Annotated in this window: 21 protein-coding genes; 13 read left to right on the top strand and 8 right to left on the bottom strand. The window is 69.1% G+C overall.

Features of this window, described 5'->3' with window-relative positions; translation table 11 throughout:
• Nucleotides 1–248 precede the first annotated feature (248 nt).
• A complete protein-coding gene (locus ABNX41_RS08655) occupies nt 249–1,313 on the top strand; it encodes an extracellular solute-binding protein (RefSeq protein WP_438669319.1) in 1,065 nt (354 codons plus the stop codon).
• 483 nt (nt 1,314–1,796) lie between these two features.
• Here the strand turns inward: ABNX41_RS08655 and ABNX41_RS08650 are convergent, their stop codons facing one another.
• On the bottom strand, nt 1,797–2,237 hold the full coding sequence (locus ABNX41_RS08650) for an Lrp/AsnC family transcriptional regulator (RefSeq protein ID WP_438669318.1): 441 nt from the start codon (nt 2,235–2,237) through the stop codon (nt 1,797–1,799).
• Between the two features lie 135 nt (nt 2,238–2,372).
• On the opposite strand from ABNX41_RS08650, the gene ABNX41_RS08645 reads away from it, so the two are divergent.
• Nucleotides 2,373–3,620 carry a D-amino acid dehydrogenase gene (locus ABNX41_RS08645; RefSeq protein ID WP_438669317.1) on the top strand — a complete coding sequence of 416 codons (1,248 nt, stop codon included), beginning with the start codon at nt 2,373–2,375 and terminating at the stop codon, nt 3,618–3,620.
• A gap of 168 nt (nt 3,621–3,788) precedes the next feature.
• Here the strand turns inward: ABNX41_RS08645 and hisD are convergent, their stop codons facing one another.
• Nucleotides 3,789–5,090 carry a histidinol dehydrogenase gene (gene hisD / locus ABNX41_RS08640; protein ID WP_438669316.1) on the bottom strand — a complete coding sequence of 434 codons (1,302 nt, stop codon included), beginning with the start codon at nt 5,088–5,090 and terminating at the stop codon, nt 3,789–3,791.
• Between the two features lie 247 nt (nt 5,091–5,337).
• Nucleotides 5,338–7,575: a catalase/peroxidase HPI gene (gene katG, locus ABNX41_RS08635; RefSeq protein WP_438669315.1), complete on the bottom strand. Its 2,238-nt coding sequence runs from the start codon at nt 7,573–7,575 to the stop codon at nt 5,338–5,340.
• Nucleotides 7,576–7,790: 215 nt separating this feature from the next.
• Here katG and dnaG point away from each other — a divergent pair, with 215 nt between their 5' ends.
• From dnaG to ABNX41_RS08605, 6 genes are all read left to right on the top strand, one after another.
• Nucleotides 7,791–9,761 carry a DNA primase gene (dnaG, locus tag ABNX41_RS08630; protein WP_438669314.1) on the top strand — a complete coding sequence of 657 codons (1,971 nt, stop codon included), beginning with the start codon at nt 7,791–7,793 and terminating at the stop codon, nt 9,759–9,761.
• An 84-nt stretch (nt 9,762–9,845) separates the two neighbouring features.
• Nucleotides 9,846–11,843, top strand: a complete 1,998-nt coding sequence (rpoD, locus tag ABNX41_RS08625) for an RNA polymerase sigma factor RpoD (protein ID WP_438669313.1) — start codon at nt 9,846–9,848, stop codon at nt 11,841–11,843.
• Nucleotides 11,844–11,902: 59 nt separating this feature from the next.
• Nucleotides 11,903–12,277, top strand: coding sequence for a hypothetical protein (locus tag ABNX41_RS08620; protein ID WP_438669312.1), 375 nt, complete (start codon nt 11,903–11,905; stop codon nt 12,275–12,277).
• A gap of 290 nt (nt 12,278–12,567) precedes the next feature.
• Entirely contained in the window at nt 12,568–14,085 is a 1,518-nt protein-coding gene (gene glpK / locus ABNX41_RS08615; protein ID WP_438669311.1) for a glycerol kinase GlpK, read from the top strand.
• A gap of 274 nt (nt 14,086–14,359) precedes the next feature.
• Nucleotides 14,360–15,280 carry a L,D-transpeptidase gene (locus ABNX41_RS08610; protein ID WP_438669310.1) on the top strand — a complete coding sequence of 307 codons (921 nt, stop codon included), beginning with the start codon at nt 14,360–14,362 and terminating at the stop codon, nt 15,278–15,280.
• A gap of 639 nt (nt 15,281–15,919) precedes the next feature.
• Nucleotides 15,920–16,147, top strand: a complete 228-nt coding sequence (locus ABNX41_RS08605) for a hypothetical protein (protein ID WP_438669309.1) — start codon at nt 15,920–15,922, stop codon at nt 16,145–16,147.
• Between the two features lie 486 nt (nt 16,148–16,633).
• Here the strand turns inward: ABNX41_RS08605 and ABNX41_RS08600 are convergent, their stop codons facing one another.
• Nucleotides 16,634–16,876, bottom strand: coding sequence for a hypothetical protein (locus ABNX41_RS08600; RefSeq protein ID WP_438669308.1), 243 nt, complete (start codon nt 16,874–16,876; stop codon nt 16,634–16,636).
• A 130-nt stretch (nt 16,877–17,006) separates the two neighbouring features.
• Between ABNX41_RS08600 and ABNX41_RS08595 the strand changes: the two genes are divergently transcribed.
• Entirely contained in the window at nt 17,007–18,020 is a 1,014-nt protein-coding gene (locus tag ABNX41_RS08595; RefSeq protein ID WP_438669307.1) for a GT-B fold glycosyltransferase domain-containing protein, read from the top strand.
• Between the two features lie 223 nt (nt 18,021–18,243).
• Nucleotides 18,244–18,765, top strand: a complete 522-nt coding sequence (locus tag ABNX41_RS08590; protein WP_438669306.1) for a hypothetical protein — start codon at nt 18,244–18,246, stop codon at nt 18,763–18,765.
• Nucleotides 18,766–18,984: 219 nt separating this feature from the next.
• Here ABNX41_RS08590 and ABNX41_RS08585 read toward each other — a convergent pair whose 3' ends face one another.
• Nucleotides 18,985–19,848, bottom strand: coding sequence for a response regulator (locus ABNX41_RS08585; RefSeq protein ID WP_438669305.1), 864 nt, complete (start codon nt 19,846–19,848; stop codon nt 18,985–18,987).
• A gap of 82 nt (nt 19,849–19,930) precedes the next feature.
• On the opposite strand from ABNX41_RS08585, the gene ABNX41_RS08580 reads away from it, so the two are divergent.
• From ABNX41_RS08580 to ABNX41_RS08570, 3 genes are all read left to right on the top strand, one after another.
• Nucleotides 19,931–20,146 carry a NepR family anti-sigma factor gene (locus ABNX41_RS08580; RefSeq protein ID WP_438669304.1) on the top strand — a complete coding sequence of 72 codons (216 nt, stop codon included), beginning with the start codon at nt 19,931–19,933 and terminating at the stop codon, nt 20,144–20,146.
• A complete protein-coding gene (locus tag ABNX41_RS08575; RefSeq protein ID WP_438669303.1) occupies nt 20,143–20,820 on the top strand; it encodes an RNA polymerase sigma factor in 678 nt (225 codons plus the stop codon). The genes ABNX41_RS08580 and ABNX41_RS08575 overlap by 4 nt, the downstream gene beginning before the upstream one ends.
• A 377-nt stretch (nt 20,821–21,197) precedes the next feature.
• Nucleotides 21,198–22,991, top strand: a complete 1,794-nt coding sequence (locus ABNX41_RS08570) for a sensor histidine kinase (protein WP_438669302.1) — start codon at nt 21,198–21,200, stop codon at nt 22,989–22,991.
• Between the two features lie 595 nt (nt 22,992–23,586).
• Here ABNX41_RS08570 and ABNX41_RS08565 read toward each other — a convergent pair.
• From ABNX41_RS08565 to ABNX41_RS08555, 3 genes are read right to left on the bottom strand one after another with little or no spacing between them, the layout of a single operon-like run.
• Nucleotides 23,587–24,402: a hypothetical protein gene (locus ABNX41_RS08565; protein WP_438669301.1), complete on the bottom strand. Its 816-nt coding sequence runs from the start codon at nt 24,400–24,402 to the stop codon at nt 23,587–23,589.
• Nucleotides 24,377–24,904: a phage holin family protein gene (locus ABNX41_RS08560; protein WP_438669300.1), complete on the bottom strand. Its 528-nt coding sequence runs from the start codon at nt 24,902–24,904 to the stop codon at nt 24,377–24,379. Before ABNX41_RS08560 ends, ABNX41_RS08565 begins: the two co-directional genes overlap by 26 nt.
• Entirely contained in the window at nt 24,904–25,353 is a 450-nt protein-coding gene (locus ABNX41_RS08555) for a hypothetical protein (RefSeq protein ID WP_438669299.1), read from the bottom strand. Before ABNX41_RS08555 ends, ABNX41_RS08560 begins: the two co-directional genes overlap by 1 nt.
• Nucleotides 25,354–25,428 lie beyond the last annotated feature (75 nt).

Raw genomic sequence — 25,428 nt, 5'->3', positions numbered from 1 at the left:
AAACCATCTCCGCACAGGCGGCATATGCCCCGCCGCCCTGCCGCAGGAACAGGCATATTGCCGCCCCCTTTCCCGGCCCCGCCCGACGCGGCCCGAACCGCCTCTTGCCCTGCCGGAAATTCCCGCACATATTTTCCCGAAGCGCCAACCGGATAGGCAGGTCCTGCCGGACCCGGTCGCGCATCGACCGCAACGCCCATGGACCGGCGGCACCGAAGGACCCCGGCCACCACTCAACAGGAGTCACGATGTCTTCCAAACGCTCAATGCTTTCCGGTGCCGTCTCCGCGCTCGCGCTGGCGGCCATGGTGGCGGGGGCCGCGCGGGCCGCGGATCCCGAACTGACCGTCTTCGACTGGGCCGGGTGGGAGATCGACGGCGCCCTGGTGCCCTATGTCGAAAAGCACGGCCAGAAGCCCAGCTATTCCTTCTACGCCGATGACGACGAGGCCTTCCAGCGCGTCGCCTCGGGCTTTCGCCCCGATGTGGTCCACCCCTGCCCCGGCGCGGTGCCGCGCTATCGCGAGGCCGGCCTGATCGAGCCCTGGGACGTCAGCCGGGTCGAGGCCTACGCGAACATCGACCCCGACCTCTTCGCCTCATCGCATATCTCGGACGATGAGGGCGTGTGGTTCCTGCCCTACGACTTCGCCTATACCGCCATCGCCTACAACCTCAACGAGGTCCCCGAAGCGGATGTCCAGTCGCTGGAGGTCTTCAAAGAGGCGAAATACGCGGGCCGCATCGCCTTGGCCGACAATTCCGACGATGTCTGGGCGCTGGCCTTCCTCGCCACCGGCGTCACCTCCTGGGACGATGTGACCGATGCGCAGGTCGACGCCGCCGCCGCCTGGCTGCGCGAGGTGCATCCCAACGTCCGCACCTATTGGTCGGATCCGTCGGAAATCGCCCAGATGATGGCCTCGGGCGAGATCCTGGTCTCCTGGTCCTGGAACGATCCGGTGGCGATCCTGCAGGCCGACGGCTTCCCCATCGGCTTCAACCGCGCCCCGGCCGAGGGCTCGACCACCTTCTTCTGCGGCTTCGTGAACATCAAGGACGCCCCCGGCTCCGAGGACAAGGTCTACGACTGGGTGAATTCGATGTATGCGCCCTCCTCGGCGGCGCCGATCCTTGAGGCGATCGGCTATGCCAACACCAATTCGGCGGCGATGGCGACGATCTCGGCCGAGGAACTGGAAGCGGCCTTCGTCAACCAGATCGATTCGACGCTGTTCCTGCAAACCCCGATGGATCCCGAACTGCGCGACCGCCTGGTCGAGGAATTCGAATTGATCAAATCCGGTTTCTGATCGCCGGGCCCCGGGCCGCGCGCAGGGGAGAAAGCCGGACCCAAAGCGTCCGGGGCCATCCATGGTCCCGGACGTTTCCATTTCGGGGTGGCGGGTCGGGAAAGGGGTCGGAGGTCGGGAAAGTGACTCGACCTCCACGCTCGGCCGACACGGAGGCAAGGAGGCAAGGAGGCAAGGAGGCAAGGAGGCAAGGAGGCAAGGAGGCAAGGAGGCAAGGAGGCAAGGAGGCAAGGAGGCAAGGAGGCAAGCCATGCTCGGCCCGTCAAGTCCCGATACACTCCACCCGCCACCCCGGCACACGTCCCACCCATACATGCCTGCGCACCGGGCGCGCCCGCACATGCTCGGGCTCGGGTGCCCAACCTGCGCCCGGCGCGCGCCGCTCCGCCCCGCCGCCGCCTCACCGCGCAGGCCCCCCGCACCGCGCGCGACAGGCAAAGCGCGCCACCCGAAGCGCCTCAGCCAAAGCGCCCCCGCCGCCGCTCACAACACCGAGCGGATCGCGAAGCTCGAATTGATCCGGGTGACGCCGGGCAGGCGCGACAGGATCTCCTTGTGGATCCGCTCGTAATCGCCCGGCCCCTCGGCCTCCAGATGCAGCAGGTAATCCTCCTCGCCAGTCATCAGGTAGCATTGCCGAATCTCGGGGTGGCGCAGCACCTCGGCCTCGAAGGCGTTGAGAATGTCCTCGGTCTGGCGCGACAGGCTGATACGCACGATCACCGCATGCCGCCCCTCGGCCGCCGGGCCCGCGACCAGCGCGGTATAGCCCCGGATCACGCCCGCCTCCTCCAGCATCCTGACCCGGCGCAGGCAGGCCGAGGGAGAAAGCCCCACCTCGGCCGCGAGTGCCGCATTGGTGACGCGGGCATTGCGGCGCAGCGCCCGAATCAGCGCGCGGTCGATCCGGTCGATTTCCGGCATATCATTGCGCCTTTCGATCATTTGTTGCGCAAAGATCAGTAATATCGACGATCCTTGCGCATAAGCAAAGGACATTCGACGGATGATCGAAGATGATCCACGGACCCTCCCCCTTTCACGGAAAGATCCGGTCGCATGAAAGTCATCGTCCTTGGCAGCGGCGTCGTCGGCACGGTTTCGGCCTGGTATCTGGCCCGGGCGGGCCATGAGGTGACGGTGATCGACCGCCAGAGCGGCCCGGCGCTCGAAACCAGCTTCGCCAATGCGGGCGAGGTCTCCTTCGGCTATTGCAGCCCCTGGGCCGCACCCGGCATCCCGGCCAAGGCGCTGAAATGGCTGATGATGGAACATGCCCCGCTGATCCTGCGCCCACAGCCGGACGCGGCCATGCTGTCCTGGCTGGTCAGGATGCTGCGCAACTGCACCTCGGCGCGCTATGCGCTGAACAAAGGCCGGATGCTGCGGCTGGCCGATTACAGCCGCAGCGCCCTAGCCGAACTGCGCGACGAGACCGGGATCGCCTACGATCAGCGCATGAAGGGCACGTTGCAGCTTTTCCGCACCGGGGCGCAGCTCGACGCCTCGGCCAAGGATGTGAAGGCGCTGAAGGCCGACGGCATCCCCTGCCAGATCCTCGACCCCGAGGGCTGCATCCGCGCCGAGCCCGCCCTTGCCCATGCCCGGGACCGGATCGCGGGCGGTCTGCTGACGCCGCTGGACGAAACCGGGGATTGCTTCAAGTTCACCAATGCGCTGGCGGGGCTGGCGGCGGAAAACGGCGTCACCTTCCGCTGGGGCGAAAACGTCCTGGGGCTGGAGACAGAGGCGGGCCGCGTCACCGGCATCCGCACCGACCGGGGCCTGCTGCGGGCCGAGGCGGTGGTGGTCGCGCTCGGCAGCCATTCGCCCGCGCTGCTGCGGCCCCTGGGGCTGCGGCTGCCGGTCTATCCGGTCAAGGGCTATTCCCTGACCCTGCCGATCCAGGACGAAAGTCGCGCCCCCGAATCCACGGTGATGGACGAAACCTACAAGATCGCCATCACCCGGCTGGGCGATCGGATCCGCGTCGGCGGCATGGCCGAGATCTCGGGCTTCAACAACCGGCTGGAACCGGCGCGCCGCCGCACGCTGGAACATTCCGTCACCGACCTTTTCCCCGGCGGCGACCTGTCGCGCGCGACCTTCTGGTCCGGCCTGCGCCCGATGACGCCCGACGGCACCCCGGTGATCGGCGCGACCCCGGTCAAGGGGCTCTGGCTCAACACCGGCCACGGCACCTTGGGCTGGACGATGTCCTCGGGCTCGGGCCGGTTGATCGCCGATCTGGTCTCGGGCCGCGCGCCCGAGATCGACGCGACCGACCTCGCGATCACCCGCTACTGAGCCCCGCCGCAGACACGCACCCGGGCCAAGCGCCCCACTGACCGGGCGCTGCCTGTCCCGACCGGGCCACCCGCTCTTCCCCCCCGCCTTTCTTCTTTGCAAAAATATCCCGCGGGGGCGCGGGGGTGCGAAACCCCCGCTCCCACCACCAGCCATCCGCGCGCCACCTCAACCGTTGAGCTTTTCCAGCCGCGCCCGCACGCTCAGCCCATGCGCCTCAAGGCTTTCCGACGCCGCCAGCCGCTCGGCCGCGGGCCCGATGGCGCGCAGGGCCTCGGGCGTCATCCGCGCCAGCGTGGTCCGCTTGAGGAAATCCAGCACCGACAGCCCCGAGGAAAACCGCGCCGAGCGCGCGGTCGGCAGCACATGGTTCGGCCCGCCGACGTAATCACCGATGGCCTCGGGCGTCCACTGGCCCAGGAAGATCGCCCCGGCATGGGTGATCTTCGCGGCCAGTGCCTCGGGATCCTCGACGCAAAGCTCCAGATGCTCGGGCGCGATGCGATTGGACAGCGCCGCCGCCTCGTCCAGGTCGCGCGTCACGATCACCGCGCCATAGTCGCGCCAGCTCGCCCCCGCGATCTCGCGGCGCGACAGCGTCGCGAGCCGCGCCTCCAGCGCCGCCACCACCCGGCGCCCGAATGCCGCATCCGGCGTCACCAGAATGGCCTGGGCGCTTTCGTCATGCTCGGCCTGGCTCAGCATGTCGAGCGCGATCCAGTCGGGGTCCGAGGCGTCGTCGGCGATCACCAGGATCTCGGACGGGCCCGCGATCATGTCGATGCCCACCCGGCCAAAGACGCGGCGCTTGGCGGCGGCGACATAGGCATTGCCGGGCCCGGTGATCTTGTCGACCGCCGCGATGGTCTGCGTCCCGTAGGCCAGCGCCGCGATGGCCTGCGCGCCGCCCACGCGCCAGATCCGGTCCACCCCCGCCAGCCGCGCCGCCAGCACCACCAGCGGATTGATCGCTCCCCCCGGCGTCGGGCAGGCGATCACCAGCCGCTCCACCCCCGCGACCTTGGCGGGAATGGCGTTCATCAGCACCGAGGAGGGATAGCTGGCCAGCCCCCCCGGCACATAAAGCCCCGCCGCCGAAACCGGCGTCCAGCGCCAGCCCAGGCTCGCGCCGTCGGGATCGGTCCATTGCGCGTCCTGCGGCATCTGGCGAACGTGATAGGCCCGGATCCTTTGCGCCGCGAGCGAGAGCGCCTGCGCATCCTCGGGCGCCACGCGCGCGCATTCCGCCTCGATTTCCTCGGGCGAGAGGGCAAGGGTTTCGGGCGTCAGTTCCAGCCGGTCGAAACGCGCGGTATGCTCGATCACCGCCGCATCGCCGCGCGCGCGCACATCGGCGATGATCGCGGCAACGGCCTCGTCGACCTCGGGCGCATCCTCGCGCTTCATACCCAGAAGCGCGGTGAAGGCGGTTTCGAAATCCGGCGCGCCGGTATCAAGGAAATGCGGCATGGCGGGGCCTTTCATGCGGATCGCCCCCCGATAGCGCGCGCGGGGGCCGGCGTAAAGCGCCCCGGGCAGGGCGAATGCGGGGGCCCCATGGGACACGCCCGCGCCGCGACGGCACGAGGCCCCCGGCCACCGTGGCCCGCAGGCGGGGCCGCCGCCACCCGCCCCGAAAGAGCGGGCCGAAAAGAACGGGCCCGGGAGACGCATCCCCCGGGCCCGCACCCCGTCCGCGAATGAATCGCCCGCCGGATCACTTCACGGCGAAGAGATCGGCCTCCATCACCTTGGTCCAGACCCGGACGAATTCGGCGGCGAAGGCCTCGCCCGCGTCATCCTGGGCATAGACCTCGGCCAGGGCGCGCAGTTGCGAATTCGAGCCGAAGACCAGATCGACCCGGGTCGCGGTCCATTTCGGCGCGCCGGTGGCGCGGTCGGTGCCCTCGAACAGGTCCTGCGTCGCCGAGACCGGCTTCCACACCGTGCCCATGTCCAGCAGGTTGACGAAGAAATCGTTCGTCAACTGGCCCGGACGGCTGGTGAAGACACCATGCTTGGTGCCGCCCCAGTTCGCGTCCAGCGCCCGCAGCCCGCCGACCAGCACGGTCATTTCCGGCGCGGTCAGGCCCAGAAGCTGGGCGCGGTCGACCAGCAGCTCCTCGGCCGGGGCAGAGAAGACGCGGGCCTGATAGTTGCGGAACCCGTCGGCAAGGGGTTCGAGCAGCGCGAAGCTTTCGGTATCGGTCTGGTCCTGCGTCGCATCGGTGCGGCCCGGGGTGAAGGGCACCTCGACCGAGGCACCCGCCGCCTTCGCCGCCGCCTCGACCGCCGCCGTGCCGCCCAGGACGATCAGGTCGGCCAGGCTGACCTTCTTGGCGCCCTGCGCGTCGAACCGCGCCTTGATCCCCTCCAGAACCCCCAGCACCTTCGCCAGTTGCTCGGGCTGGTTCGCCGCCCAGTCCTTCTGCGGCGCCAGCCGGATCCGCGCACCATTGGCGCCGCCCCGGAAATCCGAGCCGCGGAAGGTCGAGGCCGAGGCCCAGGCCGTCGCCACCAGTTCCGCCGAGGTCAGGCCCGAGCCGAGGATCTCGGCCTTCAGCGCGGCCACGTCGGCGGCCTCGACCTGCGGATGATCGGCGGCGGGGATCGGATCTTGCCAGATCAGATCCTCGGCCGGGACCTCCGGGCCCAGGTAAAGCGCCTTCGGCCCCATGTCGCGGTGGGTCAGCTTGAACCAGGCGCGGGCGAAGGCATCGGCGAACTGGTCGGGATGTTCGAAGAAGCGGCGTGCGATCGACTCGTAGATCGGGTCGAAGCGCAGCGCGAGGTCCGAGGTCAGCATCGAGGGCGCGATGCGCTTTCCGGCCACATGCGCATCCGGCACCGTGCCCGCGCCCGCGCCGTTCTTCGGCGTCCACTGATGGGCGCCGGCCGGGGATTTCGTCAGCTCCCAGTCATAGCCGAAGAGATTCCAGAAAAAGCCGTTGCTCCATTGCGTCGGGCTGGAGGTCCAGACCACCTCAAGCCCCGAGGTGATCGCATCCGCGCCCTTGCCGCTGCCGAAGCTGGAGGCCCAGCCCAGGCCCTGGGCCTCGATGGGGGCGGCTTCGGGATCGGCGCCGACATGATCGGCGGGACCGGCGCCATGGGTCTTGCCGAACGTATGGCCGCCCGCGATCAGCGCCACGGTTTCCTCGTCGTTCATCCCCATCCGCCCGAAGGTGTCGCGGATGTCGCGGGCCGAGGCCAGCGGGTCGGGATTGCCGTCAGGGCCTTCGGGATTGACGTAGATCAGGCCCATCTGCACGGCGGCCAGCGGGTTTTCCAGGTCGCGGTCGCCCGAATAGCGGTTGTGCTTGTTGTTCGGATCGTTCGAGGGCGCAAGCCAGGTGTCCTCGGCGCCCCAGTAGACGTCCTCCTGCGGCTCCCAGACGTCGGGACGGCCGCCGCCGAAGCCGAAGGTCTTGAAGCCCATGCTTTCCAGCGCGACATTGCCGGTCAGGATCATCAGGTCGGCCCAGGAGATGCTGTTGCCGTATTTGCGCTTGATCGGCCACAGCAGGCGCCGCGCCTTGTCGAGGCTGACGTTGTCGGGCCAGGAATTCAGCGGCGCGAACCGCTGCGAGCCCGACCGCGCGCCGCCGCGCCCGTCCGCCGTCCGGTAGGTCCCGGCCGAATGCCAGGCCATACGGATGAAGAAGGGCCCGTAATGGCCCCAGTCGGCAGGCCACCAATCCTGGCTGTCGGTCATCAGCGCGGTCAGGTCGGCCTTCACCGCCGCAAGGTCGAGCGCCTTGAACGCCTCGGCATAGTCGAAATCGCGATGCGGGCTGGAAAGCGCCGAATTCTGGTGCAGGATCTTGAGGTTGAGCTGGTTCGGCCACCAGTCGCGGTTGCTGCGTCCGCGCCCGCCCGCGACCGGGTTGGTGCCCTTTGCCGACCCATGTCCGAAGGGGCAACCGCCCTCGTCCTTCATGTCGTTTCCGTCCATCGCTCAACTCCTCTGGCTGCGTCTGGTATCCGTGGCCGAACGCTGCTCAACCCGCGCGGCGTCCAATCTAGAATCATTCTTAGCAGAACCACACCATCAGAAAAAATTGTATATTCTGATAATGAATATAAGATGAACTGATCAAACCACTCGCCGACGTGCCGCCGCGCCAGATGTGACTCGACTCCCGCCCCGCCGCGCCGATAGTTGCAACCATGAGCCTGCCGCCCGGTTTCCTCGACGAATTGCGCAACCGCATCTCGCTTTCCGCCGTGGTCGGCCGGAAGGTCACCTGGGACATGCGCAAGTCGAACATGGCCAAGGGCGACTGGTGGGCGCCCTGCCCGTTCCATCAGGAAAAATCGGCCTCCTTCCATGTCGACGACAGGAAGGGCTTCTATTACTGCTTCGGCTGCCATGCGAAGGGCGACGCGCTGAACTTCCTGCGCGAAAGCGAGAATCTGTCCTTCATCGAGGCAGTGGCGGTGCTGGCCTCCGAGGCCGGGATGCAGATGCCCGAGCGCGACCCCCGCGCCACTGAGAAGGCCGACCGGCGCAGCGAACTGATCCAGGTGGTGGAAGGGGCGGTGAAATTCTACCGCCTGCAACTGAAGACCGCCGCCGCCGCGCCCGCGCGCGACTATCTGGCCCGCAAGCGCCGCCTGACCGAAGCCGCGCTCGACCGGTGGGAGATCGGCTGGGCCCCGGACAATTCCCAGGCCCTGATCGGCGCGCTGTCGGCCAAGGGGATCGCGCCCGATCTGATGGTGGCCTCGGGCATGGTGGCGCGCGCCGACGACGGGCGGCTCTACGACCGTTTCCGCGCCCGCATCACCTTTCCGATCCGCGACGGGCGCGGGCGGGCGATTTCCTTCGGGGGGCGCTCGCTGGATCCGAACGCGCGGGCGAAATACCTCAACGGGCCGGAGACCGAGCTTTTCGACAAGGGCCGCAGCCTCTTCAACCACGGCCCCGCGCGCGAGGCGGCGGGCAAGGGCCAGCCGCTTGTGGTGGCCGAGGGCTATATGGATGTGATCGCGCTGTCCGAGGCGGGGTTCGGCGCCTCGGTCGCGCCCCTGGGCACGGCAGTGACCGAGGACCAGCTTCGCCTGCTGTGGCGCATCTCGGACGAGCCGGTGATCGCGCTGGACGGCGATTCGGCCGGGATGCGGGCGGCGCTGCGGGTGATGGACCTGGCGCTGCCGCTCTTGGAGGCGGGAAAGGGCCTGCGCTTTGCGATGCTGCCCCAGGGCCAGGACCCCGACGACCTGATCGGCGCGCAGGGGCCCGAGGCGATGCGCCGGGTGATCGAGGGCGCACAGCCCATGGTCGACCTGTTGTGGCGGCGCGAGACCGAGGGGCGCAGCTTCGACAGCCCCGAACGCCGCGCGGCGCTTGAAAAGACCCTGAACGAAACGCTCGCCCGCATCACCGATCCCACCTTGCGCAGCCATTACGGCCAGGCGCTGAAGGATCTGCGATGGCAGTTGTTCCGCCCCGGGAAAGGCCCCCGCCCCCCCGCCACTGCCGCCGCCCGGCGCGGGCCATGGCAGGGCAAGGGCGCGCCCCCGCTTCCGGTCGCGCCCACGGCGGCCGCCCGCGCCTCGCTCCTGGCTTCGGGGGCCGCACCCGAAGACGGCCTGCGCGAGGCGGTGATCCTCGCCACCCTGATCCACCACCCCGCGCTGGTCGCGCAGTTCGAACCGGCGCTGGAGCGGCTGGAGCTTTCGACCGAGGATCACACCCGGCTGCGCAACCTGATCCTGACCCATGCCCGCGACCCCGATTGCCGCGACCGGATCATAGCCGACAGCCCCGCCGCCCTTGACCGGCTGCTGGCCAACCCCCATGTGCGCATCAGCCCCGCGCTCCAGCCCCGGGCGGATGAGGATTTCGCCGCCGCCTGCGTCGAAGAGGCGCTCGCCCGGCTTGGCGCCGACCGCGCCCACCGCACCGAACTGGCCGAGGCGCAGGAAGATGTCGAGGGTCTGGCCGACGAGGGCCTGACCTGGCGGCTGTCGAAAGCCACCGAGGCGCGGGTCTTCGCCGCGCGCGGACCGAAGGAACAGAAATCCGAAACCATCATCGCCCCCAATGGCGTCGAACTGGATCGAGACGAGATAGATCGTGCCCGCCGCCTGCGCGATTCGATCGACTTCGGGCGCGGTCGGGGCCGCCAGACCTGATTCGCCCTTTCCCCCGGCGTGATTCGCGTTATTGATTCGAAAAATCATCCCCGCGATTCGCGACCCTTCCCCGCAGGAGCATTCATGGCCCTCAAGGACAATGACGACGTAAAGCCGGAAAGCGACGAGACCGACATCTCGCTCGACATGAGCCAGGCCGCCGTCAAGAAGATGATCACCGACGCGCGCGAGCGCGGCTATATCTCGATGGCGCAGCTCAATGCGGTGATGCCCGCCGATCAGGTCTCGGGCGACCAGATCGAGGATGTGATGTCGATGCTTTCCGAAATGGGCATCAACGTCGTCGAGGATGACGAGGCCGAGGAACCCGAGGACGGCGCCGCCGCCGGGGGCGATCTGGTCGACACCTCGGGCTCGCGCGAGATCACCGTGGCGGGCACCACCTCCGAGACGCTGGACCGCACCGACGATCCGGTACGGATGTATCTGCGCGAGATGGGCTCGGTCGAGCTCTTGTCGCGCGAGGGCGAGATCGCCATCGCCAAGCGCATCGAGGCCGGCCGCAACACCATGATCGCGGGCCTGTGCGAAAGCCCGCTGACCTTCCAGGCCATCACCATCTGGCGCGACGAACTCTTGTCGGAAGAGATCCTGCTGCGCGACGTGATCGACCTTGAGGCGACCTTCGGGCGCAATCTGGACGGCGACGAAGAGCTGGAGGGCGCGCCGCTTGACGAGGTGGGCGTGGTCGCCGCCCCCCGCCGCACCGGCAGCGCCGAGCCCGAGCTGGATGCCGACGGCAATCCGATCTCGCGCGAGGATGCCGACGACGACGACGACGATGCCTCGAACATGTCGCTGGCCGCGATGGAGGCGGCGCTGCGCCCGAAGGTGCTGGAGATCCTGGAACGGATCGCGGTGAACTACGAGACGCTGTCCGAGATGCAGGAACAGCGCATGTCGGCCACCATGTCCTCAAGCCAGCGCTTCTCGACCGCCGAGGAGGCCGCCTATCAGAAGCTGCGCTCGGAAATGGTCCTGCTGGTGAACGAGCTTCACCTGAACAATTCCCGGATCGAGGCGCTGATCGACCAGCTTTACGGCATCAACAAGCGCATCATGTCGATCAATTCGGGCATGGTGAAGCTGGCGGATGGCGCGCGGATCAACCGCCAGGAATTCATCCAGGAATACCAGGGCTACGAGCTGGACCCGAACTGGGTCGCCCGCATGGCGGCCAAGGCCGGGCGCGGCTGGCAGGTCCTGATGGAGAAGAGCCGCGAGAAGGTCGAGGATCTGCGCGCCGAAATGGCCCAGGTCGGCCAGTATATCGGCGTCGACATCCCCGAATTCCGCCGCATCGTCCAGCAGGTCCAGAAGGGCGAGAAAGAGGCCCGCCAGGCCAAGAAGGAGATGGTGGAGGCGAACCTGCGGCTCGTGATCTCCATCGCCAAGAAATACACCAACCGCGGGCTGCAATTCCTTGATCTCATTCAGGAAGGCAACATCGGCCTGATGAAGGCGGTGGACAAGTTCGAGTATCGCCGCGGCTACAAGTTCTCGACCTACGCCACCTGGTGGATCCGCCAGGCGATCACCCGCTCCATCGCCGATCAGGCGCGCACCATCCGTATCCCGGTGCATATGATCGAGACGATCAACAAGCTGGTGCGCACCGGCCGCCAGATGCTGCACGAGATCGGCCGGGAGCCCACGCCGGAGGAGTTGGCCGAAAAGCTGCAGATGCCGCTGGAAAAGGTCCGCAAGGTGATGAAGATCGCCAAGGAGCCGATCTCCCTCGAAACCCCCATCGGCGACGAGGAGGACAGCCAGCTTGGCGATTTCATCGAGGACAAGAACGCGGTCCTGCCGCTCGACAGTGCCATTCAGGAAAACCTGAAGGAAACCACGACCCGGGTTCTGGCCTCGCTGACCCCGCGCGAGGAGCGGGTTCTGCGGATGCGCTTCGGCATCGGCATGAACACCGACCATACGCTGGAAGAGGTCGGCCAGCAGTTCTCGGTCACCCGCGAGCGGATCCGCCAGATCGAGGCCAAGGCGCTCAGGAAGCTCAAGCACCCCTCGCGCTCGCGCAAGCTGCGCTCGTTCCTCGATCAATGACCGGGTTTCTCCCACCCCGGGCCCGTGAGGCGCTGACCGCGCGGATCGGGGTCGGACAGGTGAGGGAGGCCTTCGAAATCCTGATCGCCGGGCTGCATCGGCCCGGCGTTTTCATGGCGGTGCCCCATATTGGCGGCAGCAAGAAAGCGTTGCATTTGCGCAGCCGCGACGGCGATTATTTCGCCGTGATCGCCAACCGGGCGTGGCTTTTATGGTATTTCCGCCGCCCCGACCTGCGGGACGGCATCTTTCGTTTCGACCGGCTGGTGCAGGATCTTCCGGGATTCCACCTTTCCAGCCGCAACGACCCGAGTCAGGTCGAGGGCCTGTATCGGATCACGACCCGGGAAAAGGCCGAAAAGGTTCTAGATCAGCTGCGCGCCTGCATCGCCGCCAATCCGCAAAGATTTACCCGCCAATTCCTGCCCGCCTGACCCCCGAACCACGCCTCCCGCCCCCCCGACCCCGGACACAGGCGCGGGGACAGCACAGAATATGCCCTGGACCGGAGCGGCCTGAGCGGGAAAAGCCCCGTCGGAAGAGGCACCGGCCCCATACCGAAGGGTTGGCGCGCCCGCGACGCCGGATCGACACCACCTCCGGACCCGGCAGGCCCCACACGCAATCCCCGCACCCCGAGGCCGCCTTCCCGCGAAACGGCCCACTGAGCCCCCTGCCCCCGGCGCCCGTCCCATGCCATCATGCCCGCCGGAGGAGGCCCGACATGACCCATATCCTTGCCCTCGACCAGGGCACCACCTCATCGCGCGCGATCCTTTTCGCGCGGCAACCGGACGGCGCGCTGGCCCCGGTCGCCAGCGCGCAAGAGGAAATCGCCCAGATCTTCCCCGCCCCCGGCCAGGTCGAGCATGACCCCGAAGAGCTGTGGTCGACCACGCTTGCGACCGCCCGCGCGGCGATCGCCAAGGCCGGGGTGGCGCCCGGCGCCATTGCCGCGATCGGCATCACCAACCAGCGCGAGACCACGATCCTGTGGGACCGCGCCACCGGCAGGCCGCTGCACAATGCGCTGGTCTGGCAGGACCGCCGCACCGCCGGGATCTGCGCAGATCTGCGCGAGGCGGGGCTGGAGCCGCTCGTGACCGCGCGCACCGGCCTGATCCTCGACCCCTATTTCTCGGGCACGAAGCTGAAATGGCTGCTCGACACCCTGCCCGGCGCGCGCGACCGCGCCCGGCGGGGCGAGTTGGCCTTCGGCACGGTGGATTGCTGGCTGGTCTGGAACCTGACCGGCGGCGCCCTGCACGCGACCGACGCGACCAACGCCGCCCGCACCATGCTTTACGACATCGGGCGGGGCGCCTGGGACGATGCGCTTTGCGCGCATCTGGACATTCCGATGGAACTCCTGCCCCGGGTGCTCGACAGCGCGGGGGATTACGGCACCACGCCGCCCGGCCTTTTCGGTGCCGGGATCGCGATCCGGGGCGTGGCGGGCGACCAGCAGGCCGCCGCGCTCGGCCAGGCCTGTTTCGCCCCCGGCATGGTGAAATCGACCTATGGCACCGGCTGTTTCGCGCTGCTCAACACCGGCGAGACCATGGTCACCTCGGAGAACCGCCTGCTCACCACCATCGCCAGCCGGATCGGCGGGCGGGTGCGCTATGCGCTGGAGGGCTCGATCTTCGTCGCCGGGGCGGCGGTGCAATGGCAGCGCGACGGGCTGGGAATCCTCACCACCGCGGCCCAGAGCCAGGCCCTTGCCGAAGCCGCCGATCCGGCGCAGCGGGTGACGCTGGTCCCGGCCTTCACCGGGCTGGGCGCGCCCTGGTGGCGGCCCGAATGCCGGGGCGCGATCTTCGGGCTGACCCGCAATTCCGGCCCCGCCGAATTCGCCCGCGCCGCGCTGGAAAGCGTGGGGTTCCAGACCCATGACCTGCTGGAGGCGATGCATGCCGACTGGCCTGGGGCGCGCGGCCCAGGCGACGGCGTCCTGCGCGTCGATGGCGGCATGGCGAACAGCGACTGGACGATGCAGTTCCTAGCCGACATCCTCGACGCGCCGGTGGACCGCCCCGAGGTGACCGAGACCACCGCCCTTGGCGCGGGCTATCTGGCCGCGCTTGGCGCAGGGCTGACCGACGAAGCCGCTTTCGCGGGCGGCTGGCGGCTGGAGCGGCGCTTCACCCCCGGGGCCGATCCCGCGCGGCGCCGCGCCGATCTGGCGCGCTGGCGCCGCGCGCTGTCCGCCACCATGGCCTTCCACGCCGAAGACCCGTGAACCGTGACCAGGGATCGGGCAGCCGGGCCCCGGTCCCGCCGAAAACCCTTGCGTTCGGCCAGCTTGATTTGACGCTTCGGCGCCCTTCCGCTACCGTCTGCCGGTCCCAACACCGGGGCGGAACAGGGAAGCGCGCTTTCCCGAGCGAACCGAGAACGAGCCCAACATGCGATTGAACGGCCTAAATATTTCTGTGTTTTCAAGGGCGAGGATCCCATTCGCCGCGCTTGCCGCGACCTTGCTGCTATCGGCCTGCGTCGATGGCACCTCCGGCGTGATCGTCCCCACTCCCGAGCAACCGGCCGTAGAAACCGATGATTCGATCTATGCCTCGCGTTCGGACGGGCGGTTCAGCGTGCCCGCGCTGCCGGTCGAGCAGATCCCCCAGGCCTATCGCCGCCAGATCGTCAGCTATGAGACCGACCTGCCGCCCGGCACCATCGTCATCGATCCGACGCCGAAATTCCTTTATTACGTGCTCGGCAAGAACCAGGCGATCCGCTACGGCATCTCCGTCGGGGCCGAGGGCTTCCAGTGGTCGGGCGAATCCATCGTCGCGAACAAGCGCACCTGGCCGACCTGGACCCCCCCGGCCGAGATGATCGCCCGGCAGCCGCATCTGGAGAAATGGCGCAGCGGACAGCCCGGCGGGCCGACCAATCCGCTTGGCTCGCGCGCGATCTACCTGACCACCAACGGCATCGACTACGGCTATCGCATCCATGGCACGCCGGAATGGAAGTCGATCGGGCGCAACGCCTCGTCGGGTTGTTTCCGCATGATCAACCAGGATGTCATGGACCTTTACGAGCGGGTGAAGGGCGGCGAGCGGGTGATCGTGCTGACCGCCAAGGGCGAGATGCCCAAGGGCCTGTCGATCCCCAAGCCCCCCGCGCCGAAGAAGAAGGCCGAGCCCGCGCCCGACCCCCTTGTCGTGGCGCCCGCCCCCGAACTGACCCTGGTCGGCCCGCCGCCCGGGCTTGGCGGCAGCGCGGAGACGGCGCTGACGCGCGAGGCGGCAACGCCCGATCCGCTCGATCCGGCGGCCGAGGCCGCGCCGACTCCTGCGGTGGCCCCCGTCACGGTTCCGGCCACGCCTCCCGCCACGGTGCCCGAGGCCGCCCCGGTCGAAACCGCGCCCGCCGCCCCGGCCTGCGCGCTGCCCCTCGCCGATGGGAAATGCCCCGAGAACTGAGGCCGGGGCGCGCTTTGCGCGCTGTGAAGCAAGATCGAGAAAAGGCCGCCCGGGGTGCGAACCCGGGCGGCCTATCGCATCGGGCCCCGTCCCGGTCCGAAGGCCACAGGGCCCGGCCAGGCGGCTGAAGAATCATGCGGCGGCCTGGGGTTAAGCCGAGAAACAGGAAATCTTTCCAGCTTCGCGCCCCGACAGATGCGGTTCCCACGATGCGTTCCATCGATGCGGGAAAGATTTCCGCTTCAAGGCGACCCCGATTACTCTCTCGGCAACCCGCCAAGGGCGGGATCCCTGGGGGCGGTGCGGCGCCCGCGATCCCGCCCGGCTGCGCATGCTTCGCCCCCGCATCGCCACCCGGCTGGTGGACACGGCCGGGCGGGGTCTGACCTTTTCCCAAACAGGCGAAACCAGCCGGACAGAAGCCGGGGCCGGCATGTAATCGCCGAAACAGGCAAGATCTTCCCCCCAACTCCGGCGCAGGGGAAGAAACCCCTCGCCACGCCCGGACAGCGGATGGGTCGCTTCCAAAACCGGCGCCCCACCCGTGCCGCGCGCAGAATCATCGTCGGAATCACGACGATTCTGGTGTAGCATATCCGCAGGCCGCCAATCCCGGCGGCAGGAAAGGAGGAGACGACCATGCAGAACCAGACCCATGCCCAAACCCGCAGCCCCCGGCTTTCGACGGGCGGCACAGATCTGATCGGCGGGCTGAACGCCTCCAGCTTCGAGGTCGCCAGCCTTCGCGCAAGCCGTATCCGCGATGCGGATCTCGAAACGGATGATCTGCGCAGTTTCCTGATCGCCGCCACCAATGGCTTTGCGCCACAGGTCTATCGCCCGCTGCCGCGCCTGATCCAGGAATAGGCCCCGTCCGCAGCGGCCGACCCGTCTGCGCCGACTGCCGCCGCAAGCGCCGCCGACCGCCGCCGGGCTTTGCAAAGGCGAAAGACCTCGCCCCCCGGGTCGCACACCGGGGGGCATTTTGCATCTCGCATCGCGGGCGTTCGCCGCGCCGCCCGGCAGGTGCGGGAAAGCTTGTGGCGAGGCCCTGCCGACAAGACCCCTTGCGGCAAGGCCGCTGCCCCCCGCTTGTGGGCAAGACCGCTGGTGGGAAGCCCCCTGACCCCGGCCTTCCCGCGACAAGCCCGCTGTGGGAAAGCCCCTGCCACAAAATCGCCCGAGTAGCCTTAGCCCGCCCGAAGCCCAGGCCTTTTCCGACGGCAGCCTTCGGAAATCCCGAGACAAGCGACCAAAAGCACGAATGGCCGATGGATCTCTCCACCGGCCATTCGGAATTTCCGCAGGTTCCCGGCGCCCTCGCGCCAAGGCGGAACCCCGGGGCGAAGGGCCTCAGCCGCGCCGGTCACCGGCCTCGCGATTGGCGCCGCCCGCGTTCGGCTCGTTGGTGCGGGGCGCCTTGTTGGGATTGTGCGGGCGCGCGGCGTTGAGCATCTTCTGCGCCTGCGCCTCGGCCTTGATGTCGAAACGGTCGTTGTCGGCCCTCGGATCAGGCTTCGCGGGATCGGGCGCCCCGCCCTCGCCCGCCGCCACGCCGGGCTTCGCCCCCTCGTGATCGTCCTTTCGATCTGCCATGGCTTTCCTCCTTTGCGTTTCGGACCCAACGCCCCCCGCCCCGCCCCGGTTCCCCGACGCGGCCGCAGGGGGCCCATGTTGCGGTCGCCCGCCCGCTGGCCTATCCTCGACCAAGGAAGAAGAGGCAGCCATGGCCCCGAAGACAAAGCCGAATTTCAACATCGTCGCCATAGTGCAGAACGGGCGGCTCGGGTTCGAGGCGCTGATCCTCGCCGCCTCGCTGCGCGCCAACGACCCGGATTTCGCGGGACGGCTGATCCTGGCCGAACCCCTGCCCGGCCCGCTCTGGTCCGGGGACGACCCACGCCTGCCCCCGGGGCCCCTGCGCGAGCGGCTGGCGGAACTGGGGGCCGAATTCCTGCCCTTCGAATCGCGCGTCTTCGGCGCGCCCTATCCGCAGGGCAACAAGATCGAGGCGCTGACAGCCCTGCCCGAGGCGCCCTTCCTGTTTCTCGACACCGATACGCTGATCACCGGCGCGGTCTCGGCCCTGGCGTTCGACTTCGCCCGGCCCTCGGCCTCGATGCGGCGCGAGGGCACCTGGCCACAGCCCGAGCTTTACGGCCCGGGCTATGCCGAGACCTGGAAATCGCTTTACGACCATTTCGGGCTGGAGTTCGAGACCACGCTCGACCTGTCGCAGCCCGACGAATATTGGAAACGCTATCTTTACTTCAATGCCGGATGGTTCTTCCACGAAAGCCCCCGGGCGTTCGGCACGCGCTATCTGGCCATCGCGAAAGAAATCAACGACAACCGCCCCGAGGCACTGATCTGCCAGGAGATCTATCCCTGGCTGGACCAGATCGCGCTGCCCCTGGTGGTGCATGGCTTCGGCGGCGGGCGGCCGGGGCCGGAGCTGGCCGCGCTGGACGGGTCGGGCCGCGCCGATGAGGCGAGCTGCCATTATCGCACCCTGCCCCTGCTTTACGCGCGCGAAAGCGACCGGGCGGTGGCGGCGCTGGAGGCGGTTGCGCTGGCGAAGGAAAACCGTCGCCTGCTGCGCGACTGGCCGCAGCTCAAGCACATGGTCTATCTGAACGGCGGGCGCAAGGCGCGCGCCCTGTTCGACCGCGAGGCCCTGCCGCGTCGCGAGCAGATGATCCGCAACACCCTGCGGCGCGAGGGGCTCTGGCTGCGCTGAGGCGGGCCGGGACCGCTATCGGCCCTGTCTTCCATCGGCCCTGTCTTCCGCCGCGCCTCCGTGGCGCAATCCCTGTCTTCGGAGCCCGGGGGAACCCGAGGCGCCCCTGCGCGTTGACTCGTCACAAGGGAAAAGCCGGTGCCGATCGCCGCCACCGCCTGCATTCGCGGGGGCATGCTCCGACATGGCCGCCCTTCAAGTAGAATGGTGCAAGGAGTTGAAGATGAAACTGAAAATCGCAGCCATCCTGGCCGCTTCGGCACTGGCCCTTCCCCTGCCGCTGATGGCGCAGGAGCAGGCCCAAATGGGCGCCCCGATCGACGGCGCCAGCGTGAAAAGCGTCGATGTGAACGTCGATATCTCGGCGATCCAGAATGCCGAGGCCGCCGCCTTCTGGGCCGGTCTGGAGGCCGATCTGGAAAACGCCCTTCTGGCGCGCCTGGTCAACCGCGTCGACGGGGACGAGGGCGCCAATCTCTCGGTCGACATCAGCGAGGTCGAACTGGCCAGCGGGTTCGCGGAAACCGGCGGGCTGGGCAATTCGATCCTGCGCGGCAGCATCAGCCAGACCCATGACAGCAACAACGCCCGTTTCGACAATTACGACCTGACCGTCGACGTGCGGGCCTCGCTTCCCTATCTGGGCGAGGGGTTCGATGTCGAAGCCGTCGACCTGGACGGCACCCGGGTCTATCGCGCGCTGATCGACACTTTCGCCGATCATGTGGCAAGCAACGTGAAGTAAGACAAGCGGGGCGGGCGCCGTCACGGCCGCCCGCCCCGTTCCATTCCCGGACTCATTCTCGGGAGAAAGACCCAGGCTCGGGAGAAAGACCCGGGCCAACGCCCCAACCTCATCCCAAAACCCGCCACGGACGATGCGCGCGCCAGGGCAAAGGCCCGGCGCGCGCGGATTTCTTCGGCTTGAGGCGCTTTTCAGGCGCCCAGTGTCAGGCGCTCAGTGTCAGGCGCTCAGCGTCTCGGTCGAGGAGAAGAACATCGCCTGGCTGACCGACGAGCGAAGCTGTTCCTCGGTATAGGGCTTGTTGATCAGGAAGGCCGGTTCGGGCCGCTCTCCGGTCAGAAGCCGCTCGGGGAAGGCGGTGATGAAGATCACCGGAATATCCTCATGCTCCGTCAGGATGTCGTTCACCGCGTCGAGCCCCGAGGAATTGTCGGCAAGCTGGATATCGGCAAGGATCAGGTCCGGCCTTTCGCGCGCGGCCAGCGCCACCGCCTCGTCGCGGGTGCGGGCGACGCCGGTGACGTCATGGCCCATGGCCTCGACGATGGCGGTGATGTCCATGGCGATGATCGCCTCGTCCTCGATCACCATGACGCGGCCGCGCAGGGTGTTCGACATCTCGGAGATGGCGCGGTCGACCAGATGGGCGGCCTCGTCCCCGTCGGTGCCGATTATGGCGGCGACCTCTTCAAGGCTGAAGCCTTCCAGCGTGTGCAGCAGCAGCGCCTCGCGCGAATTGGGGGTCAGCGCGGCCAGATGGGCCTGGGCGGCGGCGGCGCGGGGGGTATCGGGTTCCGCCACCGGCGCCCCGGTCGAGGCCCAGACCCCGTTGAACACGGAAAACAGCCCCACCCGGGGGCCGAGCGGACCGTCCAGCACCGCCGGATCGGCCAGAACCGTCTCCAGGACCGCCACCGCATAGCGGTCGCCCGACCCCTGGCTGCCGGTCAGCGCGCGGGCGTAGCGGCGCAGGTAAGGCAGGTTGGCCGCGACCGATGCCGCAGCACCCCCGGCGGAAGCAGCGCCCCCCCGAACCTGCGCCCCCTCTTGCGCCCCCTCTTGCGCCCCCTGAGGAATTCCCATGAATTTTCCCTTTCCGGTGTATTTCATGGGAACCAAACGCCGCCCGTCGGCGTTCGGTTCCCGTTACAGGCAGGAAATCTTCATGACCGCTCCAGACAAACACGCCCCGGCGCATGCCCAGGCCCGGATCAATGGCCAGTCCCGCCCCGGGGCGCGGTCGGCGATCAAGGCCCAGATCGACGAAAACCTTCGCCGCGCCTATGAAGAGGTGCTGACCGAGGAGGTGCCCGACAGGTTCAAGGACCTGCTGGCGCAGCTCAGGGCCAAGGACATCGGCGCGAAGGACCCGGACCGATGACCCCGCCGCCGCCCGCCAATGTCCCCGCCGTCCCGGCGACCGCCCCGGGCGGCGGGCGCGGCAAGGCCCAGGCCCGGAAACAGGCCCAGAAGGCGCCGCAGGCACAGGGCGACGCCCCCCCGCTCGACCCGCGCGACCGCATTCCGGCCGCCCTGCCCGGGTTGCGCGCCTTCGCCATCGGCCTGTCGCGCAACCCCTCCACCGCCGACGATCTGGTGCAGGAAACCATCCTCAAGGCCTGGTCCAACATCGACAAGTTCGATCCCGCCACCAATCTTGAGGCCTGGCTCTTCACCATCCTGCGCAACACCTTTTACTCCTCGCTGCGCAAGACCCGGCGCGAGGTCGCCGACAGCGACGGCAGCTATGCCGCCACCATGTTCGAGCGCCCCGCCCATGACGGCCGCCTCGCCTTCGGCGATTTCCAGCGCGCCTTCGACCAGCTTTCGCCCGAGCACCGCGAGGTGCTGATCCTGATCGGCGCCTCGGGCTATTCCTGCGAGGAAGCCGCCGAGATGATCGGCGTCGCCACCGGCACGGTGAAAAGCCGCGCCAGCCGCGCGCGCAAGCGCCTGGGGGAATTGCTGCACCTGGCCGAGGGCGAGGATATCCTCGCCACGCCCGACGGCGCGACGGCGGCGGTTCTCAGCCGTTCGGGCATCGCCGCGGCATGACCAGGCCAGGGCCGCGAAACCCGCCGGGCCCGCCCCCACCCCCGACCCCGGACGATGGTAGGGCCGGGGGCAGGGTCGGCGCCGATGCGGTGACCGGCGGCGTGCCGCCGCCCTCCTCATCGTCGGGAGCCGCGGGTCCAGCGCCCCCCGACCCTGCCCCATCCGGCCCCGCAGCGACGATACGGGGCGCGCAGCCCTCCGGCGAAAAGGCCCGCGATCCCGCCTCCGGTTCCGATCCGGGGCGGGATACGGACGTTCCGGGGCGCGCAGACGGGCGGGGGCTTGGCGGGGCGCCTGCCCGGGAACCGGCTGCGGCAAGGCGGGGCACGGGTTTCCTCCCGGCGCTGCGCTCCGGGCTGGGCCCGCGCCTTGCGTTCATGATGATGCTGGCGCTGCTGCCGCTTGGGCTCCTGTCGCTCGGCCAGACCCGCAACATCCTTTCCACCGCCGAGAATGGCCAGCGCCTCGCCGCCATGGGCGAGACCCTGCGCACCGCCGAGCCCGAGATCGCCGCGATCCGCGCCTCGCAGGAGGCGGCCAAGGTGCTGGCGCTGGTGATCGGCCAGATGGCGGAGGCCGGGGGCCAGCCCGATGCCGCCGCCTGCCAGGCCCTGGTCGAGGGCATCGCCGCCGCCGATCCGCGCCGCCGGGTGGTGGCCTTCGTGCCCGCAAGCGGCATCGTCAGTTGCGTGGCGGGCGGGGCGGGCGGCGATTTCAGCGCCCATCCGCTGTTTCGCGAGATCGTCGCGCGCACCGGGCCCGGGCTGTCCTCCAGCGGCGACGGCGTGATCTCGGGCATTCCGGTGCTGTCGGTCAGCCATCCGGTCCGCGCGGGCGCCGCCGCCGATGGCGAGATCATCGGCTATATCGGCATCTCGATGCCGCATCGCGCGCTCACCCCCGATTTCGACGCAGGCGACCAGGCTGAAATCTTCCACGGCGTCAAGCAGTTGCTTGGCCTGACCACCTTCGACACCGGCGGCAGGCTCCTGACCGCCTCGGACGAGAGCGGGGGAAACGACACCCGCCTTCTGCCGCAGGGCCGGGATCTGGCGGAACTGGCCTCCGGCGGGCGGCAAAGCTTCTTCGCCCCGGACATGGCGGGCGAGCGGCGGCTTTTCACCGTGCTGCCGCTGGCGGGAGGGCTTTTTCTGCTGGGCACATGGCAGACCACGCCCGGGGAGGGGCTGCTGCCGACGCTGGAGTTGCACCCTTTCGCCTTTCCTCTGCTGATGTGGGTCGCCGGGCTGGTCGTCGCCATGCTGGGGGCCGAGCGTCTGGTGCTGCGCCACCTGCGCCGCCTGTCGCGCGCGATCAGGACCTTCACCGCCACCCGCAACGCGCCGGCCCCCGCGCTCGACGATCCGCCGCAGGAGATCGCGCTGCTGGCCGAGGCCTATCTGACCATGACCGCCACCATCCTGCGCGACGAGGCCGAGCTGGAAAACCTGATCCGGCAGAAGGAGGAACTGCTGCGCGAGGTCCATCACCGCACCGGCAACAGCCTGCAACTGATCGCCTCGATCCTGCGGATGCACCGGCGCGAGACCCACGACCCCGGGGTGCTGTCGCTGGTCGACAACCTCCACGACCGGGTGATGGGGCTTTCGACCGTCCATCTGGGGCTCTATCGCATCGCCGGGCGCGCCGATGTCGCGATGGATGCGCTGATTTCCGAGGTGATCGCCAAGGTCGGCACCATCCGCTGGCGCGGCGAGGGGCGCGACCGAATCGAGGCGCGGCTCGATCCGCTGATGCTGAGCGCGCAGCAGGCGGTGCCGCTCGCGCTGCTGCTGGCCGAGATCCTGTCGTGCTTTTCCAGCGCCGATCTGGACGCGGAGGCGCCGCCGGTCAGGATCTGCCTGTCGCATGGCGAGAGCGGGCTTGCGCGGCTGGCGCTGGCGATCCCGCCCTCGGCCCGCGCCACCCTGACCGGCGCGCGCGACGGCACGCCCTCGATCATCGCGGCGCGGCTGATCAAGGGCTTTGTCGCCCAGTTGGAGGGGCGGATGGAAGTGACCGACCTGCCCCGCCAGATCGAGGTCGGCGTGACCTTCACCCCCCGTCTGGTCGAAGCGGCGAGCACCACCGGGAAAGGCCCCGGCGACGGCACGCCCCACCCGGGCCTGCCGAACGCCGACCTGACCGCCCGCCTGCCTGCGGGCGGCTGACGGCCCAACCGGCGGGCGCCGGTCCCGTGCCATGCCAACCGCAAAGGCGACCATCGCAGGCCTTCGCCCCCGGAGCGAAACCGCGATGCGGCGCGCAAGCCGGATCGGTTAGCAGGCTGCTGGAAAAGTCATGCGCAACCTAAGCTTGCATCAAAAACAGGAAATTCGACCGATAGCGCGCCAAAACAGGCCGTTTTCGGTCCAATTTTCTACCGTGCAGGAAAGATTTTCGCTTCAAGACAGCCCCAAAATACTTTTCCAGCAGCCTGTTAGGACTGGAGGCAGGTCACTGGGCCGATCTGGGCCGGAGCGGGAAGGTCGAAAAGGGAAAGGCAGGCCGATCCCGCCTGCCTTTCCATTCGCGCCAGACCCGATCCGACCCCGCTCAGAAGCTCAGAAGCTCAGAAGCTCAGAAGCTCAGAAGCTCAGAAGCTCAGAAGCTCAGAAGCTCAGAAGCTCAGAAGCTCAGAAGCTCAGAAGCTCAGAAGCTCAGAAGCTCAGAAGCTCAGAAGGCCTCACCTCGACCGCCCTAGCAAGGGGTGATTTGAGGGGTGATTTCCGGCCTCGCCCGCATTCGGCCAGCACCTTGCGGCGGTCAATCCTCATCCGGGACGATGGTTTCAAGCTTCGCGATGGCCTGGTCCAGCACCGCGCGCAGTTCCGCCAGCGCGGCATCCTCGCGAGAGGGCGCGGAGGGCGGGGGCTCATCTTCCGACGCCGCGGCCTCCGCACCCGCACCCGCGCGCCGCAGCCACCAGGCCAGCGCCGCAGCGCCCCCGGCGGCCAGGATGCCGGTCAGCGCGGGGTTCAGCCCATCGCCCCGATCCGCCCCCCGCCGCCGGGCCTGGCCGAACCTTTGCACCGCCCGCGCCTCGCGCAGCGAAAGCGCGGCGTCACGTTCCTCGGGGGCAAGCCCCTCCAGCCCGCGCAGCATGATGCGGCGCTGGTCCGCCTCGCGCGCGGCGCGAAGCTCGGCCAGGTTGCGCTCGGCCTCGGAGGGCGAGAGCAGCCCCTCCGCCCCGGCCGCGCGGATTTCGTCCGCCAGGTCCTCGGCCCGGGCACGGGCCTCGGCGGCCTCGACCAGCCAGGCGGGATCCTCCTGCGGCCGGGCCGCCCTGCCCCCCCGGCGCGTCAGCCAGGAAATCCCGGCGCCCAGAGCGGCGAGCGCAAGCGGCCGGGCCACGGCCTGCAGCGTGGGATCGGCGAGCACCGCGCCCGCGCGCGCGGCAAACGCCCCGCCCGTCGCCCCGCCCGTACCCTTCGCCCGCGCGCGCGTGAGCGGCTGGGTCAGCCTCGCGCGCAGCCGCGCAAGCGCAAGGTCGAAGGCGGCGCGGTCGGCCTCGATTTCCTCCGCGATCCGCCCGGAATCGCGGCGGGGGCCGGGATCAACTGTCGTCCTGGGGCGCGTCATCGCGTCCTCCTGCATGGCCTAGGGTTTCGGTTCGGCGCGGCTGCGGGGGTGCGGGCGGGCGCGTGGCCAGCGCGCCGCCGCCGCCCGGAAACCGGGCCAGGACCCGCGCCAGGTGGTCGGGCAGCGCGCGCAGGCGCGCCCGCGCCCGCAGCACCAGGACCAGCGCCAGCGCGATGAGCACCGCCCCCGCCAGCAGCGTGGCCAGGGGTTCGGCAAGGCCCAGCCGGACCAGCCCCGCCACCGCCGCCGCCGCAAGCAGATGCAGCCCGACCAGCGCGACGATCGCCGCCACCGCGACCAGCGTCAGCGCGCGGGCAAGACCTGCGCCCGCCTGCGCCGCCTCGGCCCGGGCCAGCGCGATCTCTCCGCGCAAGAGCCGGGACAGCGCGGCGAGGACATCGAGGAAAAGGCCCGCGAGGCCCCCCGATGCCTGGGCATGACCGCCGCCGGAAGCGCCCTTGGGGCCAGAAGCGGGATCGCCCTCGGGATCGGAGGCCTGCATCACCTGCCGTCGTCCGAACGCCCGCGCAGGATCTGCGCCAGGGCGAAACCGGCCAGCGCGGCGCCCGCGACGAAAAGCCCCGGGTTGCGCCGCACCGCGCCGCGCAGATCCTCGGCCAGGTGGTTGTCGCGGATCCGCTCCACGGCCTGGTTCGCGCCTTCGCGCAGGCGCACCGGCACGGCGGCGGCGGTTTCCTGCGCCGCCCCGGCGGCGCCGCGCAGACGCTCGGCCAGATCCGCGGCCAGACGCTCGCCCAGTTCGGCAAGCGAATCCCTGCCCTCCTCGATGCGGGCGGCAGCGGCGCGGCGGGTGCGCGAGGCGCGCGCGCCGATCTCCCCGGCGACATCCGAGGCCTTCTCGGCCACGGCGTCGGTCACGGTCTCGACCGCATCCCCGGCGGCTTCGGCGGCGCGGCGGGTGTCTTTTCTGATCTTGCGGGTCGTGGTCATTCATCTCTCCTGGGGTCGTCTGGGGTCATCCGGCCCCGCAAGGGGCGCGGCGCATGGGTGTCATGAAACGCCTGC

The sequence above is a fragment of the Pseudogemmobacter sonorensis genome (genome assembly GCF_042762395.1).
GTDB classification, from domain to species: Bacteria; Pseudomonadota; Alphaproteobacteria; order Rhodobacterales; family Rhodobacteraceae; genus Pseudogemmobacter; species Pseudogemmobacter sonorensis.
This window is presented reverse-complemented; position numbering and strand designations above follow the sequence as displayed.